The organism is Telluria mixta (genome assembly GCF_029223865.1).
In the GTDB taxonomy this organism is placed as follows: Bacteria; Pseudomonadota; Gammaproteobacteria; order Burkholderiales; family Burkholderiaceae_D; genus Telluria; species Telluria mixta.
In genome coordinates this window covers 859023-884207 of record NZ_CP119520.1, presented here as the reverse complement: position 1 = coordinate 884207, position 25185 = coordinate 859023, and the positions used below count along the sequence as shown (strand labels likewise).

Here is a 25185-nt window from a genome sequence, read left to right as displayed (position 1 = left end):
TGCAGTGCGGCGGTTATGCGGGTGTGGATGTCCATGGCGTTCCCGTCAGGGCGATGGCGCCTTCAACCGGAACGCGACATCCCGGTCGCGATCGACCTCGAGCCTGCCGTCCTTGAACACCAGCTCCGCCACCTGGATGACCGTGCGCTGGTTCCAGCGATCATCGGTGGCCGCTTCCGTCTCGTTCACTTGATGGACGAAGTAGTAGATGAACGCGCGGTCGCCGTCGACGACGACGTCCGCGTGCTGCCCCTTGGCCCGGTCGGTGGCCTTGTGGCCCGGTTCGCCGAGGATGTAGCCTTTCTGCTCGGTCCACGTGCGCGCATCGTCGGACCGCAGCACCATCAGGCCCTTCCACACGTCGACGACCATCCAGTAATACCCCTTGAAGCGGAATACCTTCGGACCCTCGCCCATGGTCGGATTGACCGGCTCGTCGCTCACCTTCTTCCACGTGCGCAGGTCCTGGCTGTCGGCGGCCAGGATGCGGCTGCCGGCGCGCTCGTCCTTGTACCACATCCGATAACCCTGTCCGAGCTTGATGATGGCCGGGTCGATCATGCGGCCGGTGTCCAGCTTCACGGTGCCTTCGCACTTCCATTTGGACAGGTCGGTGCTGGTCAGGTGCTCGATGCGGCCATCCGCGCCCGGACCGCCCCACCGGTGGAAGATGCCCGGCACGATCGTGAGCCACATGTGATACGTGCCGTTCTCATAGTAGATCTCGGGCGCCCAGAGCGTCACGTCCGTGCACGCCTTGGGAAAATCGGCCGTGCCCTGGTAGCGCCAGTGCACGCCGTCGTCGGAAGCGGCGATGCCGATGGCCGTGCCGTGCACCCACTCGACGTCCTTCGGGTCGGGCAGCTTCATCGTCGCCCGGCGATTGGTATAAAACATCTTCCACAGTCTGGCGGCGCGGTCGTACACGATGGACACATCCGCCGCGCCGTCGAACACGGGGTCGCGGAACACCGGTTTCGGTGCGACGTCGGCGGCGCTGGCCGCCAGCGGCAGCGCAAGGGCCAGGGTGGCGAGGAAGGATTTCATGCGGTCTCCGGTGAAGGTTCAGAACTTGATCGATACCGGCTTGCCGGCATACGTGACCGACTTCGTCGCGCCGGCCGGTTCGATGGCGGTCGCGTTCGCGCGGCCGACGACGACGACGTTCAGCTTGCGCGTCCCGACCAGCCCCTTGAACGTCCCCTTGCGGGCGCCGATGGTCAGGGTCCTGGCGGCGTCGTTCCACACCAGGTCGTAGGTCGCGTACTTGCCCTTTTCGTAGTCGTACGTTTCGTTGTCGTCCTCGTAGACCGTGAACTTGCCGTCGGCGCCTGGATAGACGCGGATCTCGTAGGGCGCATCCGGCCGCTCCGTGGCGTACTGGACGACGGGGCCCATCGGCACGATGGCGCCGGCGCGCACGTACAGCGGGAAGACGTCGAGCGGCACGTCCCGGGCGACGGTCGTACCGCCCTGGAAGCGCTCGTGCGTCCAGAAGTCGTACCAGTCGGTGCCGGCAGGCAGGTAGGTCTGCATCGTCGTGTCCGGCTTGCCGGACGTTTGCGACTGGGCGGCCAACTGCGAGGGCGTGCGCCATGCCAGGCGCAGGTTGCGCTCCGACGTGGCGTTGTAATACTCGAGCGTGATGGGGAGGCTCTGGCCCTTTTTCAGGACGACCTTGGTGCCGGCGTAGCGCCGGCCGCCGTTTTTCCAGTCCTCGACGGCGAGCTTGCCGTCGACGTACAGGCGATAACCGTCGTCGCCTTCCGCGCCCAGTTCATACTCGCCGTCTTCCGGGGCCACAACGGCGCCCGTCCAACGTGCCGAGAAGTTATCGAGACTCGTCAGGCCGGCCGGCATGTCGGCCAGCGGCGGCCCGGGCCACACGAAGTCGATGGCGGCGTCGACGGTCTTGCCCTGCGGCGTCTCGAAGTTGGTGCCGGCGAAGTATTGCCCGGCCAGTCCGGGCTTGCCGTCGGGCGTGCGCAGGGCGGTCGCCGGGATGGTGGCGGGCGGCGGCGGCTGGAAGCGGTACATCTGGCGCGTGACCGGATGGACGAGGAAGGACGGGCCGAACTGGAAGGCGTCGTTGATGTCGCGCACGCGCGGGTCGTCCGGGAAATCCATCGGCAGGGCGCGCATCAGCGTGTAGCCGTCGCGCGTGACTTTTCCGGCCAGGCTATACGTGTAGGGCAGCAGGCGGTAGCGCAGGCGGACGGCGTCCAGCAATGCCTTGTACATCTCGGGATCCGTCTGCTTGAAGAGGTAAGGCTCGCGCTCGATGTCGGTGCCGTGGATGCGCATCAGCGGATTGAAGGCGGCGTATTGCAGCCAGCGGGCGTACAGTTCGCGGTACGACGCATTCTTTTCGCCGCCCGGGAATCCGCCCCCGATGAAGAAGCCCGCGGTATCCTGCGTCCAGTACGGGTTGCCGGTGATGGTGACGTTGACGCCGCCGTTGATCTGCTCGAGCAGGGTTTGCCAGCTGGCCCGCGTGTCGCCCGACCAGGACGCCGCCGCGGTTCTTTGCGCGCCCGCCCAGGCGGAGCGCGTGAGGGTGAACACGCGCTTGTTGCTGGTCGCGCGTTGGCCCTCGTACGTGCCGAGCGTCGTCATCAGCGAGTACGGATTCAGGTAGCGGGCGAAGTCGCCCATCGCGTTGTTGCCGAGTCCCTTGATGTCGCGCTCGTTGTCGGCGGCGCTGTGCGCGGCCGTGCCGACTTCGACTTCGGTGCCGTCCATCCACAGCGCGTCCACGCCCACGTCGAGCAGGCCCTGCTTGACGTGCTTGAAGTAGATCTTCCGGCCCTCGGGGCTGAAGGCGTCGTAGATGCGCGCCTTTTTCGAAATCCAGTGCAGGGGTTCGAAGCGCAGCTTGTGTTCGTCCAGCTCGTGCGCCAGCGCGGTGTCGTTGCCGATCGACGGCCAGATCGACACCATCAGCTTCAGGTGCATGTCGTGGATGGCCTTCGTCATGCCCTTCGGATCCGGGAAGCGCTCGCGGTTCCACGTCATGCCGCTCCAGCTGCCGTCCTTGTCGCTGCCCCAGTACTGCCAGTCCTGCACGATGTAGTCGAGCGGGAACTGCTCCTTGCGGAACGTGCGTGCCACCTCGACGAGGCGGTCCTGCGTCTGGTAGCGTTCCTTGCTCATGAACAGGCCGAATGCCTGCTTCGGCACCATCGGCGCGGCGCCGGTGAGGTCGCGGTAGCGGGCCACCACGTCGTCCGGCGTGGCGCCGGCCATGAAGTAGTAATCGACGCCGCCCGGCGCGCTTTCCGCCCACAGCGACGCGCCCCCGGGCGTATCCGTGAAGCGCATCTTCGAATACGTGTCCCACAGGATGCCGTAGCGTTCCGTCGACATCATGACGGGGATGATGATCCCGATGTTCGTCTGCACCAGCAGCAGATCCTTGTTGCGGCGGTTGATGTCGCCTTCGCCCACGAACCCGAACCCGTAGATGCCCTCGCCGGGCTTGAGCGTGAACGTGTTGCGCGCTTCATACGTCGGCGCGCCGGCCAGCTCGATTTTCTTCAGGGACTGCGGCGCGCTGCGGTTTTCCTGCGTATAGACCTTACCGTGCGCATCCTGGAACGTGATGGCGCCGGTCGACTTGTCGATGACGATGCGCAGTTGTTTGCTCTCGAGCGTGAGTGCGTCCGCCCCGTCGCGCGTCGTGAAGGCGACGGCCGCGGGCGGGTGCGTCACGACGATGCTCGGATGGCGCCAGTAGTTTTCGCCGAGCGTCGTGTTCACGCGGACCGTCGCCGGGCCGTAGAAGATCACATTCTTGGTCACGCCGGCGACGCGGACCTGCACACCGTGCGCGATCGGCGCATACGAGAAGGACAACGTCGCGGCGGCGACCGGGAGCAGATGGCCGTTGGCGTCGAGGCCGGACAGCGGGGCCGCATGCGCGCCCGCGGCGAGGAGGGCAAGCAGCGCGATGTGTTTTTTCATGGGATTCCTGAACGTTGGTGACGATGCTGGCCGGACGTTAGCAGAATAATTTGTGCGGCGATATTACAAATTTTCGCGAAAACTATAACGATATCGGCTAGCTCGTATATGTACCCTAACCCGTCGAGATAGCGCTATCATCGGGTAATCCCTATAACAACAAGGAGACTTCGATGAAAACGCTGTTGGCAGCATGCGCCGTCGCGCTCAGTGTCGGCATCCCGGCCTGGGCACAGCAGCCCGCCACCCAGGCGGCCGAACGCCACTTCGTGCTGGAGAATACGCAGATCATCCCCGTGCAATCGCAATCCACGGGCAGGGCGCACGAGCTGGTCGTCGTGCTGCCTTCCAGTTACGCGGCGCATCCGGAAAAGCGCTACCCCGTGCTGTACTTCCTCGACGCGTACTGGGACACGCCGCTGCTCACCGCCACCTACGGCAACCTGATCTACGATAACCAGGTCCCCGAGTTCATCATGGTGGGCCTGTCGTATCCATCCGGCGCCAACTACGACGTCGAACGCCGCCGCGACTACACGATCACCGCGACGGACGCGGATTCCGGCAAGGCCGACGCCTTCCTCGGCTTCATCACGAAGGAGGTCGCGCCGCTGATCGAGAGCCGCTTCCGCGCCGAGAAGACGGACCGCGTGATCTCCGGCAGCTCGCTGGGCGGCCTGTTCGCCATCGCGGCCGCGTACAAGGCGCCGGGCTTCTTTGCGGGCCACATCGCGATCAGTCCCGCAGCCGGCTGGGACCACGGCGCGCTCGGCAAGCTCGATGCCGCCTACGCGCGCGACCACAAGGCGCTGCCCGCGCGCGTGTTCATCTCGCACGGCAGCATCGAGTATCCCGCGTTCCAGCAACCCATCGTCGCGTTCCAGAAGCAGCTGGGCAAGCGCAACTACCAGGGCCTGGCGCTGCAGACGTGGACGATGGAAGGGCTCGACCACACGGGCGTGAAAGGCGACGGCTACGTGCGCGGCCTGACGTGGGTGTGGAAGCCGAAGAAACCGGCCGGGCCGAGCGGCCTGACGAAGGCCATGCAGCAGCAGGGCGAGTAGGGCGCCGGTCAGCGTCCGCGGAAGTGCGACGCCTGCAGGAAGCGCAGGCCGGCGAGGACCTCGTCCACGCGTTCGTGGGACAGCCGGCCGATGCGTGCTCCCAGCCGTGCTTTCGGGATCGCGCTGATCTGCGACGGCAGGACGACGCTGCGTTTTTCGAGTCCGCCCTCGCCGGGCTCCAGGAGCACACAACCGGGTTCGCTCGCCCGCCTGAGATTCGTCGTCAGGGCGCAGACGATCACGGTGTCGATGCGCGAATGGTTGAACAGGTCGTCCTGCACCACGAGGTGCGGATGCGGATAGCCGGGCACCGAGCCGCGCGTGTCGTCGGGCGCGACCCAGTAGAGCTCACCTCTGTCGATGCGCCGCGCGGGCGTGTGGTCGTTGTCCATGTGGTTTCCAGTTTGCTGAACGCCAGCATAGCGCTTTTTTGATGCTCAAAAAATCCGTTGCGCTTCCGACCAAATGTGGTAACGTTAACGGACTCGAACACAAAACACGACGGAAAGCACAAGGGAGATTCGGAGAATGCCGGAGACGAAAAGCAGCGGCGGCACCGCGCACGTCACGTCGCACGACGTCGCGCGCAAGGCCGGCGTGTCGGTCATGACGGTGTCGCGCGCGATGAGCGGGGAGGGCTATGTGGCCGAGAAGACGCGCGCCAAGGTGCTGGCCGCCGCGCGCGAACTGGGCTACACACCGAACCTGTCGGCGCGCATGATGAAGGGCAGCCGCACGAACGTGATCGGGGTGCTGGTCAACGACCTGCTGTCGACGGTGATCAACGAGATCGTCGGCGCCGTCAGCGTCAACCTGCGCAAGTGCGGCATGGACCTGATCATCTATAACTCCATCGAGGACCTCGGCGCGTCGGCCCGCAGCGGCGTGCAGCAGATGATCCGCAACCACTGCGACGGCCTGCTGTTCGTGCTGCCGCGCCTGTCGGAAGGCTATATCGAATTCCTCGAGGCGAGCAGCCAGCCGACCGTCCTCGTCAACTACTGCCGCACCGATACGACCTTGCCTGTCGTGGGCGGCGCCAACTACGCGGGCGGCGTGGCCGCGGCCGAGCACCTGCTGGGACTCGGCCACCGCCGCATCGGTTTCATCGCCGGTTCGCAGCACACGGGCCAGAGCCAGGAGCGCGAGCGCGGCTACAAGGCGGCGCTGCGCAAGGCCGGCATCCGCAGCGACCGCACGCTCGTCGCGCACGGCGACTTCGGCCAGCGCTCCGGTTTCGAAGCCGCCGAAAAGCTGTTGCGTCTCCCCGATCCGCCGACGGCCATCTTCGCCGCCAACGACGACATGGCGATCGGTGCGATCAATGCGGCGCACTCGCTCGGCCTCTCCGTGCCGCACGACGTGTCGATCGTGGGTTTCGACGACATTCCGAGCGCCTCGCTGCTGCACCCGCGCCTGACCACCCTGCGCCAGCCGCTGGCCGACATCAGCGAGGCCGCGGTGGCTGAACTGATCCGCCGCATCAACAACGCGGAAGGGCAGCAGCACCGCATCGACTTCCCCTGCGAGCTGGTGGTGCGCGAGTCCACCGCCGCCGCACCCCTGCGCAACGCGGCCTGACATGGACAAGCTCACTCGAATCCAGCGCGAACTGGCGCGCAACCGCAGCGTGTACCTGATGCTGGCGCCCGTGCTCGCGTACTTCATCGTGTTCCAGTACGTGCCGATGCTCGGCGCCGTCATCGCGTTCAAGGATTTCAATCCGGCGACGGGCATCCACGGCAGCCCGTGGGTCGGCCTGGACTGGTTCCGCCAGTTCTTCGACAGCCTGTTCGTCGGCCGCGTGATCTCGAACACCATCCTCATCAACGTGTACGACGTTCTCGTCGGCTTTCCCGCGCCGATCGTGCTGGCGCTGCTGCTCAACGAACTCACGAGCACGCGCTTCCGCCAGTTCGTCCAGACCGTCACATACCTGCCGCACTTCATCTCCGTCGTCGTCGTCAGCGGCATGCTGCTGGATTTCCTGGCGCGCGACGGCGTCGTCGGCCAGATCGTCGCCAGCCTCGGTGGCACGCCGACCGCCGTGATGAACGATCCGGACTGGTTCCGCACCGTGTACGTCGGTTCCGAGATCTGGCAGAGTGTGGGCTGGGGCTCGATCATCTACCTGGCCGCGCTGGCGGGCATCAACCCCACGCTGTACGAGGCCGCGCGCATCGACGGCGCCAACCGCTGGCAGCGCCTGCGCCACATCACGCTGCCGGGGATCCTGCCGATTATCGCCACCCTGCTCGTGCTGCGCCTCGGGCAGATGATGACGGTGGGCTTCGAGAAGATCATCCTGCTCTACAACCCGGCCACGTACGAAACGGCCGACGTGATCTCGACCTATGTGTACCGCCACGGCATCCTCGATGCGAACTACAGCTATGCGGCCGCCGTGGGCCTGTTCAACTCCGCCGTCGCCATGGTCCTGCTGGTGGTGGCCAACAAGCTGAGCCGGCGCTGGTCCGGCACCAGCATCTGGTGATGCCATGACGACCCGTGTCCTGACCCGTCCCGAACCCGACGTCCGTGCCTGGCGCCCGCGCCAGGGCTGGGGCTCCGCCGCCTTCGATGCCGCCAACGCGGCCGTGCTGCTGGCGCTGTGCTTCATCACGTTCTACCCGTTCTATTATGTGCTGATCGCGTCGCTGTCCGATCCCGTCGCCCTGATGGCCAACCGCGGCTTCATGCTGCTGCCGCGCGGCTTTTCGCTGGAAGCGTTCCAGCGCGTGTGGGACAACCCGATGGTGCGCAGCGGCTTTTTCAACACGCTCGTGATCGTCGTCGGCGGCACCGCGCTCAACCTCGGGCTGACCTGCTGCGGCGCCTACGCGCTGTCGCGCCAGCGCCTGCCGCTGGAAAAGACGTTCATGGTGCTGATCGTGTTCACCATGTTCTTCTCCGGCGGCCTCGTGCCGAACTACCTGCTCGTGCGCGACCTGGGCCTGCTGAATTCGCGCTGGGCCATCGTCCTGCCGTTCGCGGTCAGCGCATGGAATCTGATCATCCTGCGCGCCGCGTTCAACGCCGTGCCCAAGGACTACGAGGAAGCGGCGCGCATCGACGGTGCCGGCGACTTCACGATCCTGCTGCGCGTGTACGTCCCGCTGTGCACGCCGACCATCGCCGTCGTCGGCCTGTTCTACGCCGTCAGCCATTGGAACGGCTACTTCTATTCGATGATCTACCTGTCCGACCGCGACCTGTTTCCGATCCAGCTCGTGCTGCGCGAGATTCTTGTCTCCGGCAGCACGGATTCGATGATGACGGGGGAGGCCATCGGCCGCGAAGCGCTGTCGAACACGATCAAGTACGCCACCGTCGTCGTGGCCACGATTCCCGTGCTGGCCGTGTACCCGTTCCTGCAGCGCTGGTTCGTAAAAGGCGTTCTCACGGGAGGGATCAAGGAATGAAACACGCCGCTCTTCTTGCGCTGATGCTGGTAACGTTAACGGACTCGGTGGCGGCACCGGAGCCGATCACGCTGCCGATCGTGAAGCAGCCGCTGCACCTGACGTGGTTCGCCAACTTCAACGGCAAGGCGGCCGTCTCGCTGAAGTCGTACGGCGAGCAGAGCGCCTACCACGTGCTGGCCGAGCGCACGGGCATCACGGTCGACTTCCAGCATCCGCCGCTCGGCGCGGAGCGTGAACGCTTCAACCTGCTGCTCGTGTCGGGCAACTACCCGGACGTCATCGAGGCCGACTGGTTCGGCTATCCGGGCGGGTCGAGCAAGGCGTTGAAGGACCGCGTCGTCATCCCGCTGAACGACCTGATCCGCCGCTACGCGCCGAACCTGCAGGCGCTGCTCGACAAACACCCCGACGTCTATCGCCAGATCAGCACGGACGACGGCACGATCTACGCCTTCCCGATGTTGCGCATCGACCCGCAGGTGCGCAGCGTGTGGGGTCCGCAGGTGCGCCAGGACTGGCTGGATAAACTGGGCCTCCGGCAGCCGTCCACCATCGCCGGCTGGTACCGCGTGCTGAAGGCTTTTAAAACACGCGACCCGAACGGCAACGGCATCGCCGACGAGATCCCGTTCTCCGCGCTGACGATCCCCGGCGAAAAGACCGTGCCCGGCCTGCCGCCGCCGCTGTGGGTGTTCCTCGGCGGCTTCGGCCTTGCGCCCGAGTTCTATCGCTGCGGGACCAAGGTGTGCTACAGCCCCGCGCAGCCGGCGTACCGCGACTTCCTCGCGACGATGCGCCAGTGGTATCGCGAAGGCCTGCTCGATCCGGACTACCTCGCGCAGACGGAGCGCCAGTTCGACGCCAAGATGACCAATGGCCTCGTCGGCGCCTATGCGGGCTATAACGGCAGCGGCCTCGCGCGCTTCACGGCGATGAACCGCGGGCGCTTCCCCGGCTTCAAACTGGTCGCGACACGGTACCCGCAGGGCCCCGGCGGCAAGCGCTACGTCACCTGGCCGGAAGCGGGCCAGGAATACATGGGCGTAGGCGCCGCGATCACGCCGAACAACCGCCACGTCGTGGAGACCGTGAAATTCCTCGACTACGGTTATTCGGAGGCGGGCGGCCTGACCTTGAGCTTCGGCCGCGAGGGCGTCAGCTACACGATGGTGAACGGCGAGCCGCGCTACACGGACGTTGTCATGAAGAACCCGAAGCTGTCCGTGGCCGAGGCGATCTTCACCCACGCCCGCCCGCAACAAGGTCCGCTCGTGCAGGACGTGCGCTACCTGCGCCAGTTCTACTCGATGCCCGAGCAGCTGGACGCGGTACGCACATGGTCGGACGCGTCGACGGAACTGCTGCTGCCGCCGCTGGAAGTGGCGAGTGGCGATGCGCGCAAGTTCAACGCGATCATGAGCGACATGAAGATCTACGTGGCCGAGATGACGACGCGTTTCATCACGGGCCGCGAGCCGCTCGAACACTTCGATGCGTACCGGCGCAAGCTCGACCAGGCCGGATTACCGTTCGTCGTCGAAGCGATGCAGCGCGCGCTGGACCGCTACGACAGCAAGGCAGTTGAGCCCGGGGTGGCACGGCCATGACGGCATTTTTTCACGCACCGACCTGTTAACGTTAACGGATCATCACCTACATGACGACACTCCAACTCGACGCCACCGACCGGGACCTGTTCCGCGGCGCGCTGGACCAGGCCCTGGCCCAGCTGGAAGGCACGCTGGCCGAATTCGGCCAGCGCTTCCCCGACGATACGGCACCGGATGACCGCTACCGGCCGCGCCGCTGGCTCGATTATCCGGACGGCGCCAACTCCGGCTGGACCACGGGCTTCTGGACCGGCATGCTGTGGCTCGCCCACGAGCTGACCGGCCGGTCGGCCTTCCGCACGGTGGCCCACGCGCACCTGGCCGGCTTCGAGGCGCGCCTGGAAAAGCGCATCCAGATCGATCACCACGATCTCGGCTTTTTATACATGCCGTCGTGCGTGGCCGCGTGGCGCATTCGCGGCGACGCACACGCGCGCACCGTCGCGCTGGGAGCCGCCGACTACCTGATGCGGCGCTACCTGCCGCGCGCCGGCATCATCCAGGCCTGGGGCGACCTCGACGACCCGGCCCAGCGCGGCCGCATGATCATCGACTGCCTGATGAACCTGCCGCTGCTGCACTGGGCCGCGGCGGCGAACGGCGCAGCGCGTTACCGCGACGCCGCAATGACCCACCTGGAGCGCTCGCGCGACTTCCTCGTGCGCCCCGACGACTCGAGTTTTCATACGTACCACTTCGATCCTGAGACGGGCGCGCCGCTGTACGGCAGCACGGCGCAGGGCCTGGCCGACGATTCCTGCTGGGCGCGTGGCCAGGCGTGGGGCATGTACGGCTTCGCGCTGAACCATGGCTACGCGCCGGGCCTGGGCCTGCTGGATGTCGCCATGCGCCAGGCCGACTACTTCATCGCGCACCTGCCGCCGAACGGTATCGCGTATTGGGATCTCGCATTCGGCCCGGGCAGCGGCGAACCGTGGGACAGCTCGGCCAGCGCGATCGCCGCGTGCGGCCTGCTCGAACTGGCCGGTCACCTGGACGACGAAACAGGGCGGCGCTACCGCGACGCGGCGCTGCACATGCTGCGCGGCCTCGTCACGCATTGCGCGGCGCGCGCGCCGGCCAGCAATGCGCTGCTGCTGCACGGCGTGTACAGCAAGCCGCACGGGCAGGGCGTCGACGAACCGAGTTTGTGGGGCGATTACTTCTACCTGGAGGCATTGGCGCGCGTTCTGCACGGCGCGACCGGCTATTGGTAGTTATACAAAAAGCGGCATGGCCGCAAGGGCGGGCGCGATATACCGCGCCCTGAACAGCAGTGATATCGTGGAACCGGAGACAGGAGTTGAAGATGGCAACGAATAACAAGACTCACAATGTGCACCACCCGTTGAACCCCATGGCGATCGCCGTCGCCTGCGCCATCCTCGGCGCACCCATCGCCGCATCGGCGCAGGCCGCGCACGACGGGCCGGCTGTCCAGCAGGTTGAAGTGACGGGCATCCGCGCGTCGAAGCAGAAATCGCTGGAAAAGAAGCGCAACAACGACACGATGAGCGAAGTCGTGACGGCGGAAGACGTGGGCAAGATGCCCGACAAGAACGTGGCCGACGCGCTGCAGAAGCTCCCTGGCGTGAACACGCTGGCCGGCAGTGGCGGGCAGGGCGGCTACGACGAGAACGACCGCGTGAGCATGCGCGGCACGAGCCCCAGCCTGTCGCTCACGACGATCAACGGCCACTCCGTCGCGACGGCCGACTGGGACGCGAGCGACCAGTTGGCGGGCGGCGCCGGTTCCAGCGGCTCGGGCGCGGCGCGCAGCGTCAGCTTCCTGCTGTTGCCTTCCGAAATCGTCAGCCAGGTCGTCGTGCACAAGAGCGCGGAAGCCGACCAGCTCGAGGGCGGCGTCGCTGGCGCCGTCGACATCATCACGCGCCGCCCGCTCGACAGCAAAAAGCCGTTCACCGCCGAGGCGAGCGTGCAGGGCGTGTACTCCGATCTCGCAGGCAAGACGAATCCGCAGCTGGCCGCGTTCCTCAACTGGACGAACGCGAACCGCACGGCCGGCGTCATGCTGCAGGTGTTCGACCAGAAGCGCAACGTGCGCCGTGACAGCCAGCAGATCACGTGGGGCCGCATCGGCGCCGCGACCAGTGCCGGCAAGGCAAACAACGGCGCATTGGCCGGCACGCCGTTTGTGTCGGAAGTGATCGAGAGCCTGTTCCAGCAGGAGCGCAAGCGCACCGGCGGCTCGCTCGGCGTCGAATTCAAGGTGACGGACGACTTCACGATCAATGCCGACATCTTCCGCTCCAAGCTGGCCGCCAGTTATTCGAACAACCGCTTCGTCGTACGGCCGACGAACTCCATCAGCGGCGGTATCATCCCGACGAACGTGACGGTCGCGAACGGCGCCGTCACCTCCGCGCAATTCGACAACACCGGCGCGGCCACGGGCACGCAGCTGGAATCGCAGGTGAACCCGAGCGCCGCGTCGCGCACGGGCTATGAGAACGTCGACTTCAAATGGCGCGTGAACGACGCCCTGCGCGTGACGGGCCGCGGCGGCAGCACGAAGGCCGAGGGCGACACTTACCTGTACTGGAACTATGCGTTCCTGCCGAATACCGCGACCGGCTATGTCTACAATGGCCCGAACGATCCGGTGACGGTGCTGCTGCCGAACGGCGTGTCGGCCGCGAACCTGACGTCGAACCCGGGTAACTCGGGCGCGGACCAGAGCTACAGCCTGCAGCACAGCGAAGACCGCGAGCACTACGGCCAGCTCGACGCCGAATACAGCTTCGAGAGCGGCTTCGTGAACAGTATCAAAGTCGGGGTGCGCGCTTCCGATCACAAGCGCTCGGGTACGCGTCCGCTGAAGGCGGGCCTGCCCGAGAACGCGACGCAGAACGGCCAGGTGCCGGCCGCGTCGCTGCCTGTCATCGGCTGGGGCGGCGCGATGTTCCCGTCCGACTTCGGCAGCAACCTGGGTGCGACCGGCGCCACCGGACCGTACATCTCGCCGGATGCCGTCGTCGCCTGGTCGCAGGCGAACCTGAACGCCAACGAAGCGTTCAACAAGCCGGTGTCCGGCGTGTTCACCGTGAAGGAAAAAGTGAAGGCCGCGTACGTCATGGCGCGCTTCGGCGGCGAGCGGTGGCGCGGCAATGCGGGCGTCCGCCTCGTGCGGACGGAAACGAGCGTGACGACGAATACCGGCCTGCCTTGCGGCGTGCCGTCGGCCACGAACGGCATCACGTACGGCAGCCCGGCCCAGGCGACGGCCTGCGCCGGCTTCGTGCCGCCGGGCGGGACGCTCACGACCGGTTCGCGCTTCGGGAACTTCTACACGCTGACGACGGATTCCAGCTACACGAAGGCGCTGCCCAGCCTTAACCTCGTCTACGACGCGACGAAGGACCTCGTGCTGCGCACGGCGGCGGCGCGCGTGATGTCGCGTCCGGACTACAGCGCGCTCGGCGCCAGCATCAGCAGCTTCGCCTACAACCCGGCGGTGAACCCCGTGTCGACCGCGTCGGGCGGCAACGCAAAGCTCGGACCCGTCCTCGCGAACAACTACAACCTCGGCATCGAGTGGTACTTCCAGCCGCGCAGCCTGTTGTCGGCGCAGCTGTTCTTCATCGACTTCGACGCGCTGGTCGGCTCGGGCACGTCGACGCAGCAGCTGCTCAACACGGCCGTGCCGGCGTCGCTGGGCGGGCCACAGGTCGTGAGCACGGTGGTCAGTTCGCCAACGATGACGACGGGCCGCTCGAAGGGCATCGAATTCGGCTACGAGCAGCCGGTGTGGGGCGGCTTCGGCATCCAGGCCAACTACACGTACGTCGACGCCAAGGAGGCGAGCGGCCTGCCGATGCTGGGCGCGTCGCGCAACTCGTACACGGCGGGCGGCTTCTACGAGAACGACAAGTTCAGCGCGCGCCTCGTGTACTCGTGGCGCGGTGCCGCGCGCACCGGCCTGTACGGCCTGTCGCAGAACTATGCGGCGTCGTCGGGCACAGTGGCGGCCTCGCTCAACTACACGCTGACGGAATCGATCACGCTGACGTTCGAGGGCCTGAACCTGAACAACCCGACGCTGCGTTACTACAACGCCGCCGACGCGAACATCCCGTTCGCCGCGACGACGGCCCTGCACAGCAGCGGACGCCAGTACTACGTCGGCGCGCGCTTCAAGTATTGAAAGGCCGGACATGGGTGATTTTCGTATCGAGGGCAGCGGCTTCCTGCTGGACGGGCGGCCATTCCGGATCCTGTCCGGCGCGTTGCACTACTTCCGCATCCCGCCCGCGTACTGGGAGGACCGGCTGCGCAAGCTGCGGGCGATGGGCCTGAACACCGTCGAGACCTACGTTGCGTGGAACGTGCACGAGCCGCGGCCGGGCGCATTCGACTTCGACGGCATGGCGGACCTGGTCCGCTTCGTCGAGACGGCGCAGGCGCTCGGCCTGTACGTGATCGTGCGTCCGGGTCCGTTCATCTGCGCGGAATGGGAATTCGGCGGCCTGCCCGCGTGGCTGCTGGCCGATCCGGACATGGAGGTGCGCTGCTGTTATCCGCCTTACCTGGCGGCCGTGCGGCGGTTCTACGAGGCGCTGCTGCCACGGCTGCTGCCGCTGCAGATCCAGCGCGGCGGCCCCGTGATCGCGATGCAGGTCGAGAACGAGTACGGCAGCTACGGCAGCGACCAGGCATATCTGGCCTGGCTGCGCGACCTGATGGTGGAACTGGGCGTCGAGACGCTGCTGTTCACGTCCGACGGCGCGACGGACCACATGCTCACGCACGGCACGCTGGACGGCGTGTGGAAGACGGCGAACTTCGGTTCGCGTGCGACGGAGGAGTTCGCGACACTGCGCCGCTACCAGCCGGATGCGCCGCTGATGTGCATGGAGTTCTGGAACGGCTGGTTCGACCACTGGGGCGAGCCGCACCACACGCGCGATGCGATTGACGCCGCGGCCGCGCTGGACGAGATCATGGCGGCGGGCGCCTCCGTCAACGTCTACATGTTCCACGGCGGGACGAGCTTCGGCTTCATGAACGGCGCGAACACGGACCTGGAGACGCGCCGCTATCAGCCGACGGTGCACTCGTACGACTACGACGCGCCGCTGAGCGAGAACGGCGAGCCGACGGCGAAGTACCACGGGTTCCGCAAGGTGATCGGCAAGTACGTCGACCTGCCGCCGCTGGCGTTGCCGGCGCCAGTGCCGCGGCTCGACCTTGGTCCCATCCGCTTCACGGCCTACGCGGCGCTGGCGGACAACGTCGCCCGGCTGGGCACGATCGTCGAAGCGGCCGCGCCGCGGTCGATGGAAGCGCTGGGCCAGTCGTATGGCTACACGTTGTACCGCACACGGACGCGCCATCCGACCGGCCTTGTCCGGCTGTCGGCCGAGCGTGTGCACGACCGCGCGCAGGTGTTCGTCGACGGCGTTCCCGTCGGCGTGCTCGAACGCGACGGGCCGTTCGCCATCGACGTCGACCTGCCGGGCGGCCCCTGCATCATCGAACTGCTCGTCGAGAACCAGGGGCGCGTGAACTACGGCCCGGACCTGCAGGACCGCAAGGGCTTGCTGGGCTGGGTCAGGCTCGGCATCAACAAGCTGTATCACTGGGAGATGGTCCCGCTGCCGCTGCGCGACCTGGACGTGCTGGAGTTCGGTGCGTACGACGGCCGGCCGACGGACCGGCCGGGCTTTCACCGCGCGGCATTCGACGTGGCGGCACCGGGCGACTGCTTCCTCGACCTGTCCGGCTGGACGAAGGGCGTCGCGTGGTTGAACGGCTTCAATCTTGGCCGCTACTGGGAACGCGGCCCGCAGCGCCGCCTGTACGTGCCGGCGCCGCTGCTCAGGCAGGGCAGCAACGAATTGATCGTGTTCGAACAGCATGGCAGCGTGTGCCGCACGGCGGCGCTGCATGCGGACAGGGGAGACGCATGACCAGTCTTTCACGCCGCCGCTTCCTCGGGAGCGCTACCGCCGCGAGCGTCCTGAGTGCGATGCCGCCGCTGCTGCGTGAGGCGCTGGCTGTTCCGGCGCAGCGCAAGAGCGGCAGCATCGCGGACGTGCGCCACGTCGTCATCCTGATGCAGGAAAACCGCTCGTTCGACCATTACTTCGGCACGCTGGCGGGCGTGCGCGGCTTCGGCGACCGCATGACGATTCCCGTGCGCGACGGGCGCACGGTCTGGCAGCAGCACAACGGCCGCCGCATCGTGATGCCGTATCGGCTCGATGCCGGCGCCGGCAACGCCCAGCCCGTGCTCGACCTGCCACACACGTGGCCGGACGCGCAGGCCGCGTGGGACGACGGCCGCCTGAACGCATGGCCGCGCGCCAAGACGGATGCGTCGATGGCCTATTACACGCGCGCCGAGCTGCCCGTGCAGTTCGCGCTGGCCGACGCGTTCACGCTGTGCGACGCCTACCATTGCTCGCTGCAGGGCGGCACGAATCCCAACCGTCTGTTCATGATGACGGGGACGAATGGCTCGGCCATCGACAACCGCATGGAAGGCTTCGGTCCCGTCGAGCAGGGTTTTACCTGGAGCACGTACGCGGAGCGCCTGGAAGCGGCGGGCGTGAGCTGGAGGGTCTACAACGACATGGCGGACAACTACGGCTGCAACATGCTGGAGACGTTCAAGGCCTTCCGCGCGGCGCATGCGGCACGCCCGCATCCGCTGGCGGACAAGGGGCTGTCGACGACCCTGCGCGACGCCACGCTGGACGCGCTGCGCGACGACGTGGTGAACGGCCGCCTGCCGCAGGTCAGCTGGATCATCCCGCCGCGCCTGTACTGCGAGCATCCCGGACCGTCCACGCCCGTGCAGGGCGGCGCCTACACCCTGCAGGTGCTGGAAGCGCTGCTCGCGGACCCGGACGTCTGGAGCGGCACCGTGTTCCTGCAGATGTACGACGAGAACGACGCCTTCTTCGACCACGTGCCGCCGCCGGCGCCGCCCGCGTTCGCGCAGGACGGTACGCGCGCCGGCAAATCGACCGTCGACTGCGGCGCCGAGTGTCACCGCGACGGCAAGCTTTACGGCCTCGGCCCGCGCGTGCCGATGCTCGTGATGTCCCCGTGGAGCAAGGGCGGCTGGGTGAACTCGCAGGTGTTCGACCACACGTCGATCCTGCGCTTCCTCGAGTCCCGCTTCGGCGTCATGGAGCCGAACATCAGCGCCTGGCGCCGTGCCGTGTGCGGCGACCTGACGAGCTGCTTCGACTTCGCGTCGCCCGATGCGTCCACCCCGCGCCTGCCGGTCTACGGCAAGGCGCAGGCCGACGCGGAACGGCTGCGCCAGCGCGCCACGCCCGCGATCGAGGTGCCGGCGGAGACCGCGCAGGCGGCGCCGCGCCAGGAACCGGGCACGCGGCCGTCGCGTGCGCTGCCTTACTACCTCGAAGTGCTGGCCGAACCGCGCGCGGACGGCATCGCGCTCGCTTTCGCCAACGCGGGCGCGGCCGGCGCCGTGTTCCACGTCTACGACCGTTTGCGGCTCGGCCGCATCCCGCGCCGCTACACGGTGGAGGCGGGCAAGCAGCTGGCCGACGTGTGGACCGCGCCGCCGGTCGTCGCGAGTGCCGTCCCGGTGAAAGCGCCGCCGGCCGGGGCCTACGACCTGTGGATCCTCGGCCCGAACGGCTTTCATCGTGGCCTGCGCGGCAGCGGCGTGCCGGCCATCGCCGTGCGTGCGATGCGCGACGGCGACCGCCTCGTACTCGAACTGCGCAACGGCACCGATGTCCCGCACGAAGCGACGCTGGCGATGCTCGCGTATGCCGATCCGTCGCCCCGTGCCTTTCGTCTTGCGCCTGGCGCCGTCGAACGCGTCGCGCTGCCCGGCCCGTGGTACGACGCCGTCGTGCGCAGCGGCGACGCCGCCTGGCGCTTCGCCGGCCGCATCGAGACGGGCTACGACGGCACCAGCGATCCCGCGATGACGCTCGCATCCACTCAACCCTGGTAGCAGGAGCCAGCATGGCCGACATCCAATTGCAACACGTACGCAAGTTCTACGACAACGGCTACCACGCCGTGAAGGATTTCAACCTGCACATCCGCGACGGCGAATTCGTCGTCTTTGTCGGCCCGTCCGGCTGCGGCAAGTCGACCACCTTGCGCATGATCGCGGGCCTGGAAGAGATTTCCGACGGCAGCCTGCAGATCGGCGGGCGCGTCGTCAACGACCTGCAGCCGAAGGAGCGCGACATCGCGATGGTCTTCCAGAACTATGCGCTGTACCCGCACATGACGGTGCGCGAAAACATGGGGTTCGCCTTAAAGCTCGACAAGGTGCCGAAAGGGCAGATCGCCGAGCGCGTCGACGAGGCAGCGCGCATGCTGCACCTCGACGCACTGCTGGACCGCAAGCCGAAGGAACTGTCCGGCGGCCAGCGCCAGCGCGTGGCGCTGGGCCGCGCCATCGTGCGCAAGCCGCATGCGTTCCTGATGGACGAACCGCTGTCCAACCTGGACGCCAAGCTGCGCGTGGAGATGCGCGCATCGATCACGCGGCTGCACCGCAAGCTCGGCGTGACGACGGTCTATGTCACGCACGACCAGGTCGAAGCGATGACGATGGGCGACCGCATCGTCGTCATGAAAGATGGCGACATCCAGCAGGTGGCCAGTCCGCTCGAACTGTACGAGCATCCGGCCAACCGCTTCGTCGCCAGCTTCATCGGCTCGCCCGCGATGGGCTTCCTCGAAGGCCGGCTGTCCGACCGGACGCTGGTCGGCGACGGCTTCGCGTTGCCGCTGCCGGCCGCGCTGGCCGCCCATGCAGCGGCGTTCGAGGGCAAGCTGGTGGCCGCCGGCATCCGGCCCGAGCACCTGGCGCTCGCGGGCCACGGCATCGAGGCGGTCGTCGACGTCGTCGAGGCGCTCGGCGCGGACACGATGGTCGGCCTGCAGGTCGGCAGCCAGGCCATCGTCGCGCGCCTGGCGCCGCACGTGCAGGTGGCGCCGGGGCAGCGCGTGAAGGTGGCGCCGGAACCTGCGCGCATCCACCTGTTCGACATGGACAGCGGAGCCAACATCGGAGGGTCGGCACCATGACGCTCGCCTTGCGCTTCCTCGCCATCGACGAAGGCCGCCAGCGCCTGCACCTGGTCGACACGCAAGACCCGGCCTTCGGCTGGCAGCGCGACCTCGCCGACTTTCCGCTGGCCCGCGATCTGCAGCGTATCGGACCGGGCCGCGTCCTCGTCGGCTTCGAACGCGGCTTTTTCGAGATCGACACCGGCAGCGGAGAGATCGTCCGCACGTGCGACCGCTGGACGGGCGTGACGGCCGTGCGCCGGCTCGACGACGGCACGACGCTCGTCACGGGCATGAACCTGGACGGCGGCGACAACAGCATCGACGTGCTGACGCTGGACGCCGACCTGCGCGTGATCGCGACCGCCCGCCGTGACGGCGACTATGTCCGCCTGATGCGGCCCGCGGGCGATGGCTACCTGCTGTGCACCAACGACCACATTCTCGAAACGGATGCGGCGCTGCGGCCGCGGCGCCGGCTGGCCGCGCCGGGGTTCGAACATGCGTGGAAGGCGGAGCGGCTGGCCGACGGGGCGACACTCGTCGCCGCGGGCTACGGTGCGTTCATGGCGCGCTTCGACGCGGACGGACGTCTCGTGCACACGTTCGGCGGCAGGGACGCGGTGACGGAGACCGTCGCGCCGTTCTTCTACGCGACGTTCCAGGTGCTGGACGACGGCCGCATCGCCGTGGCCAACTGGCAGGGACATGGGCCGGACAATGGGCACAAGGGGCGGCAGCTGCTCGTGTTCGATGCGGACGGCACACTGCTGGACACGTGGTCGGATCCCATGCGCATCTCGTCGTTGCAGGGGATCCTCGTGCTCTGATCAGTGGACCACGACGTACAACACCGGCCGGTTCGCCGCTGCCTCGCGCGAGCCGTAATTCACCCACCCGTTCGCGCCGACGTTCGTTGGTGAATCGACCTTCAGCGACACCAGTTTATCGCCGCCCGCAGCAAGCGTGACGGCCGACGTCACGTCCAGCATGACAGCTTGCCCAGCCGCGCCGACGACCCACGTGCCGAGCACGGACGACACGGCCGGCATCGTGTTCCACGTGAGCCCCGTCTCCGTCCAGGTATCCGAGGCGAGCAGCGACACGCGGTTGCTGAACGTGTTCACGGCACCCACGCTCGTCGGCACCATCGCCAGGGTCGCGCCCGCGATCGTGCCGGTGATGCCGGACACGTCGAACTTCAGCGCGGCCTGGCGCGCGTAGCCCACGCCATCGTTCTTGACGACGAGCGTGTTCGCCGTGCCGAAGCTGGTGCCGGCCGAGGCGCCGTCCTGCACGTAGGCGTCGGCGACGGGCGCCAGCGCCACCGTCGTGCCTTCCGCCAGCCGCACGGCGTAGGTGCGGCCGGCCGACGCGTTGACATTCACGATCAGCTTGATCGTCGGGTACAGCTGCGTCACCGTCACGGCCGGGTCCTTGCTGATCACCTGCCACGCGCTGCGATTGAGCTCGAGGTTGATCGTGCCCGTGTTGGCCTGTGTCGGATCGGCAACGCCGATGTGCAGCTCCGACCCCGTGTCGCGCACGGTGACGGAGGCCTTGCGGTTGCTCGTCAGGTAAGCGCCGGCCGCGTCGTTGACGGTCTTCGTCGCATCGTTCCAGAAGTTGACGCCCGTGACGCCGGCTGCCGTGTCGCGGGCGGCATGCGCGTCAAGGCTGTTCTCGAGGATGGCGACCGTCGGGCTGGCGGCGAACGATGCCGTGCGCGCCGCCGTGTAGTTGGGCAGGATCACGTACGCGTACGAGGCGTTCGTCGGGCCCGCGCCATGGTTCAGCGCGAGGCTGAGGAAGGTGTTCGTCACCGTCGTGGCGGCGCCGCCCGTGTTGACCTGCTGCCAGCTGCCGCTGCGGGTCTCGCGCAGGCCGGACAGGTTCACAGGAGCGGGGAACCAGTAGCCGATGTCGGCACCGCTCACGTTGCCCGCCAGGTGCGCCCATTGCACGCTGGTCGTCGTGGCGGACCAGCCGCTCGTCGTCGGCATCGACAGGCCGTTCACCGTCAATGCGTTGTTGCCGGCCGCGGTCAGCTTGCGGTTCTCGACGATGGTCTCGACCGTGCGGCCATCCGTGTTCCCGATGCCGGAGCCCAGTGCGATGATCTTGTCGCCGAACAGGAACCACGACTTCTTGCCCTGCAAGGTGGAGCCGGTCACCTTGGACATCGAGAACTGCAGGCCGGCTGTCGCGTGCAGGTTGTCGACTTCCGAACCGCCCGCCCAGCTGTACGTGTTCGGGTAGTTGCCGAAGCTGGCCGGCGTGCCGCTGCCCGAGCCGTCCGTCGTCGTGCCGGGCAGGCGTGCCTGATTCACCGTGGGCCAGTAATCGCCGGAGAACTGTTTGAGGTCGTTGTTGTACACATAGGTCATGCCGGCGCCCGTCCACCAGCCCTTGAGGTTCTCGCCGTTGCCGTATTCGAAGGCCGCGACACGCGTCGAGAACAGCGACACCATGCTCGAATAGCCGGCGTAGCTGTGCAGCGCGCGGTCCATGCTGGCGAAGACGTGCGTCTGGATCTGCTCCGGATCGGGCGTGATGCCGCTGTCCGCCACGATGCCTTTCAGATTGGCGATGTCGTAGAGACTAAGGCCCGTGTAGTAGTTCGCGAACGTGGTGTCGCGCTGCATCCAGTGCTTGACCGTGCTGTTGATCGCGGCGGCGTTGGCGGCCGGCGCGCCTTTCGCGAGGCGGGACAGCGACACCGTCAGCGAGCGGCCCGCGTCATGGTCCGTCGACGCCTGGCGCGAGATCGCGCGCCCGCGCATCGCATCCATCATGGCGCCCTGGTAGACCAGCGGCTTGTAGCCGTTCGCATACCAGTCGTAGACATTGCCGGCGTTGGCATCGGTGACCGCCCACGTGGAGCCGTTCAGCAGGTAGTACAGGCGCGCGATGTCGGCCACCAGCACGAGGCCGTAGCTGCCGGTGTAGGCGACGTTCGTGTGCTGGATGAACGAACCGTCCGCATAAAAGCCGTCGCCGCTCGTGACATAGAGGAGGGCCTGGCTGATGGCGTCGCGGCCCTGCGCGATCTTCGTGGTCGACTTGCCGACCACGCCGCGCAGCGCGACGACCGCCGCCTTGTCCAGCCGGTTGGCGCCCGTCTCGACGAGTGTCGTGCCGGTGCGCTTCGTCGGATCGGGCACGTAGTAATCGACGGCGGCGACGTGGTTGGCGATCTGCGTGGCGGAGAGCTGGCCGTACATCAGCACCGTGATGTCGTTCAGCGCCTGGGGCGAGCCGATCTCCCAGTCCCACCAGTTGTCGTATTTCGCGATGCCGCTGCCGTAGTGGTTCGCGTTCATCCAGTCCAGTCCCGACAGGATCGCCGCGCGCAGCGAAGCGTTCCCCTGCAGCGAGGAGCCCGTCGTCGAATATGCCAGCGCCATCGCGAGCAGGCGGCTATAGGTCTGCGTGACCGTCGTCGACTTCGTCCACGTGGCGAGGTCGCTCCACAGGTAAGTGCGGCCAGATGCCGTCTGCAGCGTGTCCCAATAGCCCTGGGCCGTGTTTGTGAGGGTCGCGATCTGCGCGGCGATGTCGGGATCCGCCGTGTTCACGGTGCTGCCGCCGGTCAGTTGCAGGCTCCATTTGGCGCGCAGCGTGTCGTATTCGTCGGCGGTGGCGGCTTCCAGGTGGCCGCCGCCGGACATCGACAGTTGCGCGGGTGCGGCGGCGTCGTCCTGCGTGGCGCCGCCGCAGGCGCTCAGGGCAGCGGCCAGCAGCAGGAGGGGAACTCGGGTTGGCATGGCGTGGTCTCCATCGTTTGTGTTAACGTTAACGGAATGTCGCCCTCAAATGATAGCCGAGCGGTATGCGTGCCCGGCCATGATTTTTTTAAATCGGACGTGGATGTGTTATGGCGTGATACGGCGGAATGGTAGGATAGCGGTCTGCATCAACCGGAGGACACCATGACCATATTCGCCACGCCAGTTTTCGACGCCACCGTCATCTACGAAGGCAATGAACTGTTCAAGGGCCAGGGTGCCGCGCGCGGCTGGGCCGAGAAGCTGGCCAAGGAAATCGAGACCCCCGTCACGGTCGAGAAGATCGGCACGGGCTGGGCGCTGTGCGCGCAGCTGGACGGCGTCGATTGCCGCTGGGGTATCCTGGGGCAGCGCCTGAAGCGGTTGGATTAATGGCCGCGCTGACGGTATCGCGGATCCTGCATGCGGGCTACGTGTTCGCATGCGAAGGCACCCGCATCGCTTTCGACACCATCTTCGAAAACCCGTTCAGCCGCAACTGCCACGCGTTCCCGGACGTGCGCTTCGACGAAGCGCTGATCCGGCGCCAGCGCTTCGACGCCGTCTTCATCTCGCACTTCCACGACGACCACTGCTCGCTCGAGAGCCTGGACCTGCTGGACCGCGCGACGCCGCTGTACATCTACTGCCTGTTCGACGAGCTGTTCGACATGGTGCGCGAGCTGGGTTTCACGAACGTGCACGCGCTGCAGCTGAACGTGCCGGTGGACGTCGGCCCGTTCCAGGTCGTGCCGCGCGAAGCGATGGATGCCGAGGTCGATTCGATGTTCCAGGTTCGCGCCGCCGGGCTGAACGTCCTGAACGTGGTCGACTCGTGGATAGACGATGCGGCGCTCGCGCGCCTCGTTGCCGAGAAGCCGTGGGACCTCGTGCTGTTTCCGTTCCAGCCCATGCGCGAGATCGAGGTGCTGGCCCCATCGCGGGCCACGCCCGCGCCGCCCGCGCTGCCGGAGGAGTGGCTGGATCAGTTGCAAGCGCTGGACCCGCGCTTCGTCGTGCCGAGTTCCTGCCAGTTCCAGCTCGAACCCTGGTCGTGGTACAACCGCGCCTTCTTTCCGATCTCGTATGCCCGTTTCACGGACGAGGTGGGGGCGGTGCTGCCGCACGCGCAGGTCGTGCGCATGGATCCGTCGGTGTCGATGGTGCTGGATGCGGACGGGTTCCGTCCCGCGCCGCCGCTGGACTGGGTCATCCCCGTCGGCGCACAGGACGTCGACTACGTCTACGAAGGCAATGCGGATGCACCGCCCACGGCCGACATCGCGCGCCATTTCCCCGCGCTGACCACGGACCAGTGGACGCGCGTGCTGGACTTCTGCCGCATCGATCTGGCCGACCGCTACGCCGCGCTCGATGACGAAAGCGAGTATTTCGACAGCCCGCGCGTCTGGCAGTTGTCGATCTACGATCACGTGGGCGAGGTGACGCGCTTCCGCTACCGGCTGTCGCCGGGCAGCGCGGACCCTGTCGAAGACGGGCCACTGGGCTGGACCACCGACATCCCGGCCGTGAAGCTGTACGCGGCGCTGGAACTGGGCGAGTCGCTGACGTCGCTGTACATGCGCATCAACGATGCGGTGTTCGATGCGGACACGGAGCGCGATCTGGCGCAGGCCGACGTGGTCGAGGATCCGCTGGTCCGCTGCCTGTTCAGCGAGGGTTTCGGCGCCTACCAGCGGGCGCAGTTGCGGCGATTGCAGGCCCGCTAGGCTGGCCCGAAGTCCAGTTCCGGTTGTTCCGGCGGATACGTGATGCGCAGGCCCTCGACGTGGGCGAAGCGCGTCAGCTTGTGCGGCTTGCGCTGGCGCGCATCGATGATGTCGTCGACGGGCACACCGCGCACCAGCAGCGCATCGGCGACGAGCGAGCGGTGGCAGCGCCACGGCACCGCTTCCGCGCACATCAGCGCGCAGGTGCGGGTCTGCGCGAGCTCGATGACCGCGTCGACGTTGGCCGCGAATTCGTCGGTCTGCATGTAGTCCGCGTAGCCGCGGAACGACGTGTTGCGCCAGGCGGCATTCGGCGAATCCTTGAGCGGCCGGCGCAGGCCGCCGAGGCCTTTCAGGTACCGATATTCGATGCCCGCATCGGCCAGCGACGCCGCGAGTTCATCCTGCCCGAACTGCGGATTGTGGCGCGACTTCGGCACCGTGCGGATGTCGAGCAGGCAGGCGATGCCGTTCTGCCAGAGCAGTCCGATAAACTCCTCGATCGTGCGGTTCGAATGGCCGATGGTGCAGACGGGGGCGGGTGTCATGGCTCCATTCTGGCACGGCCGTGCAGGGCGGGGTGCTCGCTT

Annotated in this window: 18 protein-coding genes; 13 read left to right on the top strand and 5 right to left on the bottom strand. The window is 67.0% G+C overall.

The annotated features are described in order from the left end of the window. Positions 1–45: 45 nt before the first annotated feature. Both P0M04_RS03925 and P0M04_RS03920 read right to left on the bottom strand, forming a co-directional pair. Positions 46–1047: a family 43 glycosylhydrolase gene (locus P0M04_RS03925; protein WP_259448662.1), complete on the bottom strand. Its 1002-nt coding sequence runs from the start codon at positions 1045–1047 to the stop codon at positions 46–48. A gap of 18 nt (positions 1048–1065) precedes the next feature. Beyond that, a complete protein-coding gene (locus tag P0M04_RS03920) occupies positions 1066–3963 on the bottom strand; it encodes a glycoside hydrolase family 31 protein (RefSeq protein WP_259448663.1) in 2898 nt (965 codons plus the stop codon). Positions 3964–4136: 173 nt separating this feature from the next. Here P0M04_RS03920 and P0M04_RS03915 point away from each other — a divergent pair, with 173 nt between their 5' ends. Then, positions 4137–5027, top strand: coding sequence for an alpha/beta hydrolase (locus P0M04_RS03915; RefSeq protein ID WP_259448664.1), 891 nt, complete (start codon positions 4137–4139; stop codon positions 5025–5027). A gap of 8 nt (positions 5028–5035) precedes the next feature. Here P0M04_RS03915 and P0M04_RS03910 read toward each other — a convergent pair whose 3' ends face one another. After that, a complete protein-coding gene (locus tag P0M04_RS03910) occupies positions 5036–5419 on the bottom strand; it encodes a type II toxin-antitoxin system PemK/MazF family toxin (protein WP_259448665.1) in 384 nt (127 codons plus the stop codon). Between the two features lie 136 nt (positions 5420–5555). On the opposite strand from P0M04_RS03910, the gene P0M04_RS03905 reads away from it, so the two are divergent. The 10 genes from P0M04_RS03905 to P0M04_RS03860 all read left to right on the top strand — a co-directional run bounded on the left by P0M04_RS03905 (position 5556) and on the right by P0M04_RS03860 (position 19928). Then, a complete protein-coding gene (locus P0M04_RS03905; protein ID WP_259448666.1) occupies positions 5556–6608 on the top strand; it encodes a LacI family DNA-binding transcriptional regulator in 1053 nt (350 codons plus the stop codon). A gap of 1 nt (position 6609) precedes the next feature. Further along, complete coding sequence (locus tag P0M04_RS03900) at positions 6610–7521, top strand: ABC transporter permease (RefSeq protein ID WP_259448667.1); 912 nt, start codon at positions 6610–6612, stop codon at positions 7519–7521. A gap of 4 nt (positions 7522–7525) precedes the next feature. Continuing rightward, on the top strand, positions 7526–8449 hold the full coding sequence (locus tag P0M04_RS03895) for a carbohydrate ABC transporter permease (RefSeq protein ID WP_259448668.1): 924 nt from the start codon (positions 7526–7528) through the stop codon (positions 8447–8449). Beyond that, on the top strand, positions 8446–10059 hold the full coding sequence (locus P0M04_RS03890) for an extracellular solute-binding protein (RefSeq protein ID WP_259448669.1): 1614 nt from the start codon (positions 8446–8448) through the stop codon (positions 10057–10059). Before P0M04_RS03895 ends, P0M04_RS03890 begins: the two co-directional genes overlap by 4 nt. Before the next feature lie 50 nt (positions 10060–10109). Further along, on the top strand, positions 10110–11279 hold the full coding sequence (locus P0M04_RS03885; protein ID WP_259448670.1) for a glycoside hydrolase family 88 protein: 1170 nt from the start codon (positions 10110–10112) through the stop codon (positions 11277–11279). Between the two features lie 92 nt (positions 11280–11371). Next, positions 11372–14227: a TonB-dependent receptor gene (locus P0M04_RS03880; RefSeq protein WP_259448671.1), complete on the top strand. Its 2856-nt coding sequence runs from the start codon at positions 11372–11374 to the stop codon at positions 14225–14227. 10 nt (positions 14228–14237) lie between these two features. Continuing rightward, complete coding sequence (locus tag P0M04_RS03875; RefSeq protein WP_259448672.1) at positions 14238–15992, top strand: glycoside hydrolase family 35 protein; 1755 nt, start codon at positions 14238–14240, stop codon at positions 15990–15992. Beyond that, the gene (locus P0M04_RS03870; protein WP_259448673.1) at positions 15989–18025 is read left to right on the top strand and encodes a phosphocholine-specific phospholipase C; all 2037 of its coding nucleotides are present in this window, start codon (positions 15989–15991) and stop codon (positions 18023–18025) included. The genes P0M04_RS03875 and P0M04_RS03870 overlap by 4 nt, the downstream gene beginning before the upstream one ends. Before the next feature lie 11 nt (positions 18026–18036). Further along, a complete protein-coding gene (locus tag P0M04_RS03865; protein ID WP_259448674.1) occupies positions 18037–19116 on the top strand; it encodes an ABC transporter ATP-binding protein in 1080 nt (359 codons plus the stop codon). After that, positions 19113–19928 carry an NHL repeat-containing protein gene (locus tag P0M04_RS03860; protein ID WP_259448675.1) on the top strand — a complete coding sequence of 272 codons (816 nt, stop codon included), beginning with the start codon at positions 19113–19115 and terminating at the stop codon, positions 19926–19928. Before P0M04_RS03865 ends, P0M04_RS03860 begins: the two co-directional genes overlap by 4 nt. Here the strand turns inward: P0M04_RS03860 and P0M04_RS03855 are convergent, their stop codons facing one another. Beyond that, a complete protein-coding gene (locus tag P0M04_RS03855) occupies positions 19929–22865 on the bottom strand; it encodes a polysaccharide lyase family 8 super-sandwich domain-containing protein (protein ID WP_259448676.1) in 2937 nt (978 codons plus the stop codon). A gap of 165 nt (positions 22866–23030) precedes the next feature. Here P0M04_RS03855 and P0M04_RS03850 point away from each other — a divergent pair, with 165 nt between their 5' ends. Both P0M04_RS03850 and P0M04_RS03845 read left to right on the top strand, forming a co-directional pair. Next, a complete protein-coding gene (locus P0M04_RS03850) occupies positions 23031–23258 on the top strand; it encodes a hypothetical protein (RefSeq protein ID WP_259448677.1) in 228 nt (75 codons plus the stop codon). Continuing rightward, positions 23258–24595, top strand: a complete 1338-nt coding sequence (locus P0M04_RS03845; protein ID WP_259448678.1) for an MBL fold metallo-hydrolase — start codon at positions 23258–23260, stop codon at positions 24593–24595. The genes P0M04_RS03850 and P0M04_RS03845 overlap by 1 nt, the downstream gene beginning before the upstream one ends. Here P0M04_RS03845 and P0M04_RS03840 read toward each other — a convergent pair. After that, positions 24592–25143, bottom strand: coding sequence for a DUF488 domain-containing protein (locus P0M04_RS03840; RefSeq protein ID WP_259448679.1), 552 nt, complete (start codon positions 25141–25143; stop codon positions 24592–24594). The two genes, P0M04_RS03845 and P0M04_RS03840, sit on opposite strands and share 4 nt — an antisense overlap. Between the last annotated feature and the right edge of the window lie 42 nt (positions 25144–25185).

Bases quoted from the DNA above. Each gene is read 5' to 3' on its own strand.
- P0M04_RS03865 (WP_259448674.1), top strand. From the start codon at position 18,037: ATGGCCGACATCCAATTGCAACACGTACGCAAGTTCTACGACAACGGC.
- P0M04_RS03920 (WP_259448663.1), bottom strand. From the start codon at position 3,963: ATGAAAAAACACATCGCGCTGCTTGCCCTCCTCGCCGCGGGCGCGCAT.
- P0M04_RS03850 (WP_259448677.1), top strand. From the start codon at position 23,031: ATGACCATATTCGCCACGCCAGTTTTCGACGCCACCGTCATCTACGAA.
- P0M04_RS03910 (WP_259448665.1), bottom strand. From the start codon at position 5,419: ATGGACAACGACCACACGCCCGCGCGGCGCATCGACAGAGGTGAGCTC.
- P0M04_RS03855 (WP_259448676.1), bottom strand. From the start codon at position 22,865: ATGCCAACCCGAGTTCCCCTCCTGCTGCTGGCCGCTGCCCTGAGCGCC.
- P0M04_RS03870 (WP_259448673.1), top strand. From the start codon at position 15,989: ATGACCAGTCTTTCACGCCGCCGCTTCCTCGGGAGCGCTACCGCCGCG.
- P0M04_RS03840 (WP_259448679.1), bottom strand. From the start codon at position 25,143: ATGACACCCGCCCCCGTCTGCACCATCGGCCATTCGAACCGCACGATC.
- P0M04_RS03880 (WP_259448671.1), top strand. From the start codon at position 11,372: ATGGCAACGAATAACAAGACTCACAATGTGCACCACCCGTTGAACCCC.
- P0M04_RS03925 (WP_259448662.1), bottom strand. From the start codon at position 1,047: ATGAAATCCTTCCTCGCCACCCTGGCCCTTGCGCTGCCGCTGGCGGCC.
- P0M04_RS03895 (WP_259448668.1), top strand. From the start codon at position 7,526: ATGACGACCCGTGTCCTGACCCGTCCCGAACCCGACGTCCGTGCCTGG.
- P0M04_RS03915 (WP_259448664.1), top strand. From the start codon at position 4,137: ATGAAAACGCTGTTGGCAGCATGCGCCGTCGCGCTCAGTGTCGGCATC.
- P0M04_RS03900 (WP_259448667.1), top strand. From the start codon at position 6,610: ATGGACAAGCTCACTCGAATCCAGCGCGAACTGGCGCGCAACCGCAGC.
- P0M04_RS03905 (WP_259448666.1), top strand. From the start codon at position 5,556: ATGCCGGAGACGAAAAGCAGCGGCGGCACCGCGCACGTCACGTCGCAC.
- P0M04_RS03845 (WP_259448678.1), top strand. From the start codon at position 23,258: ATGGCCGCGCTGACGGTATCGCGGATCCTGCATGCGGGCTACGTGTTC.
- P0M04_RS03890 (WP_259448669.1), top strand. From the start codon at position 8,446: ATGAAACACGCCGCTCTTCTTGCGCTGATGCTGGTAACGTTAACGGAC.
- P0M04_RS03860 (WP_259448675.1), top strand. From the start codon at position 19,113: ATGACGCTCGCCTTGCGCTTCCTCGCCATCGACGAAGGCCGCCAGCGC.
- P0M04_RS03875 (WP_259448672.1), top strand. From the start codon at position 14,238: ATGGGTGATTTTCGTATCGAGGGCAGCGGCTTCCTGCTGGACGGGCGG.
- P0M04_RS03885 (WP_259448670.1), top strand. From the start codon at position 10,110: ATGACGACACTCCAACTCGACGCCACCGACCGGGACCTGTTCCGCGGC.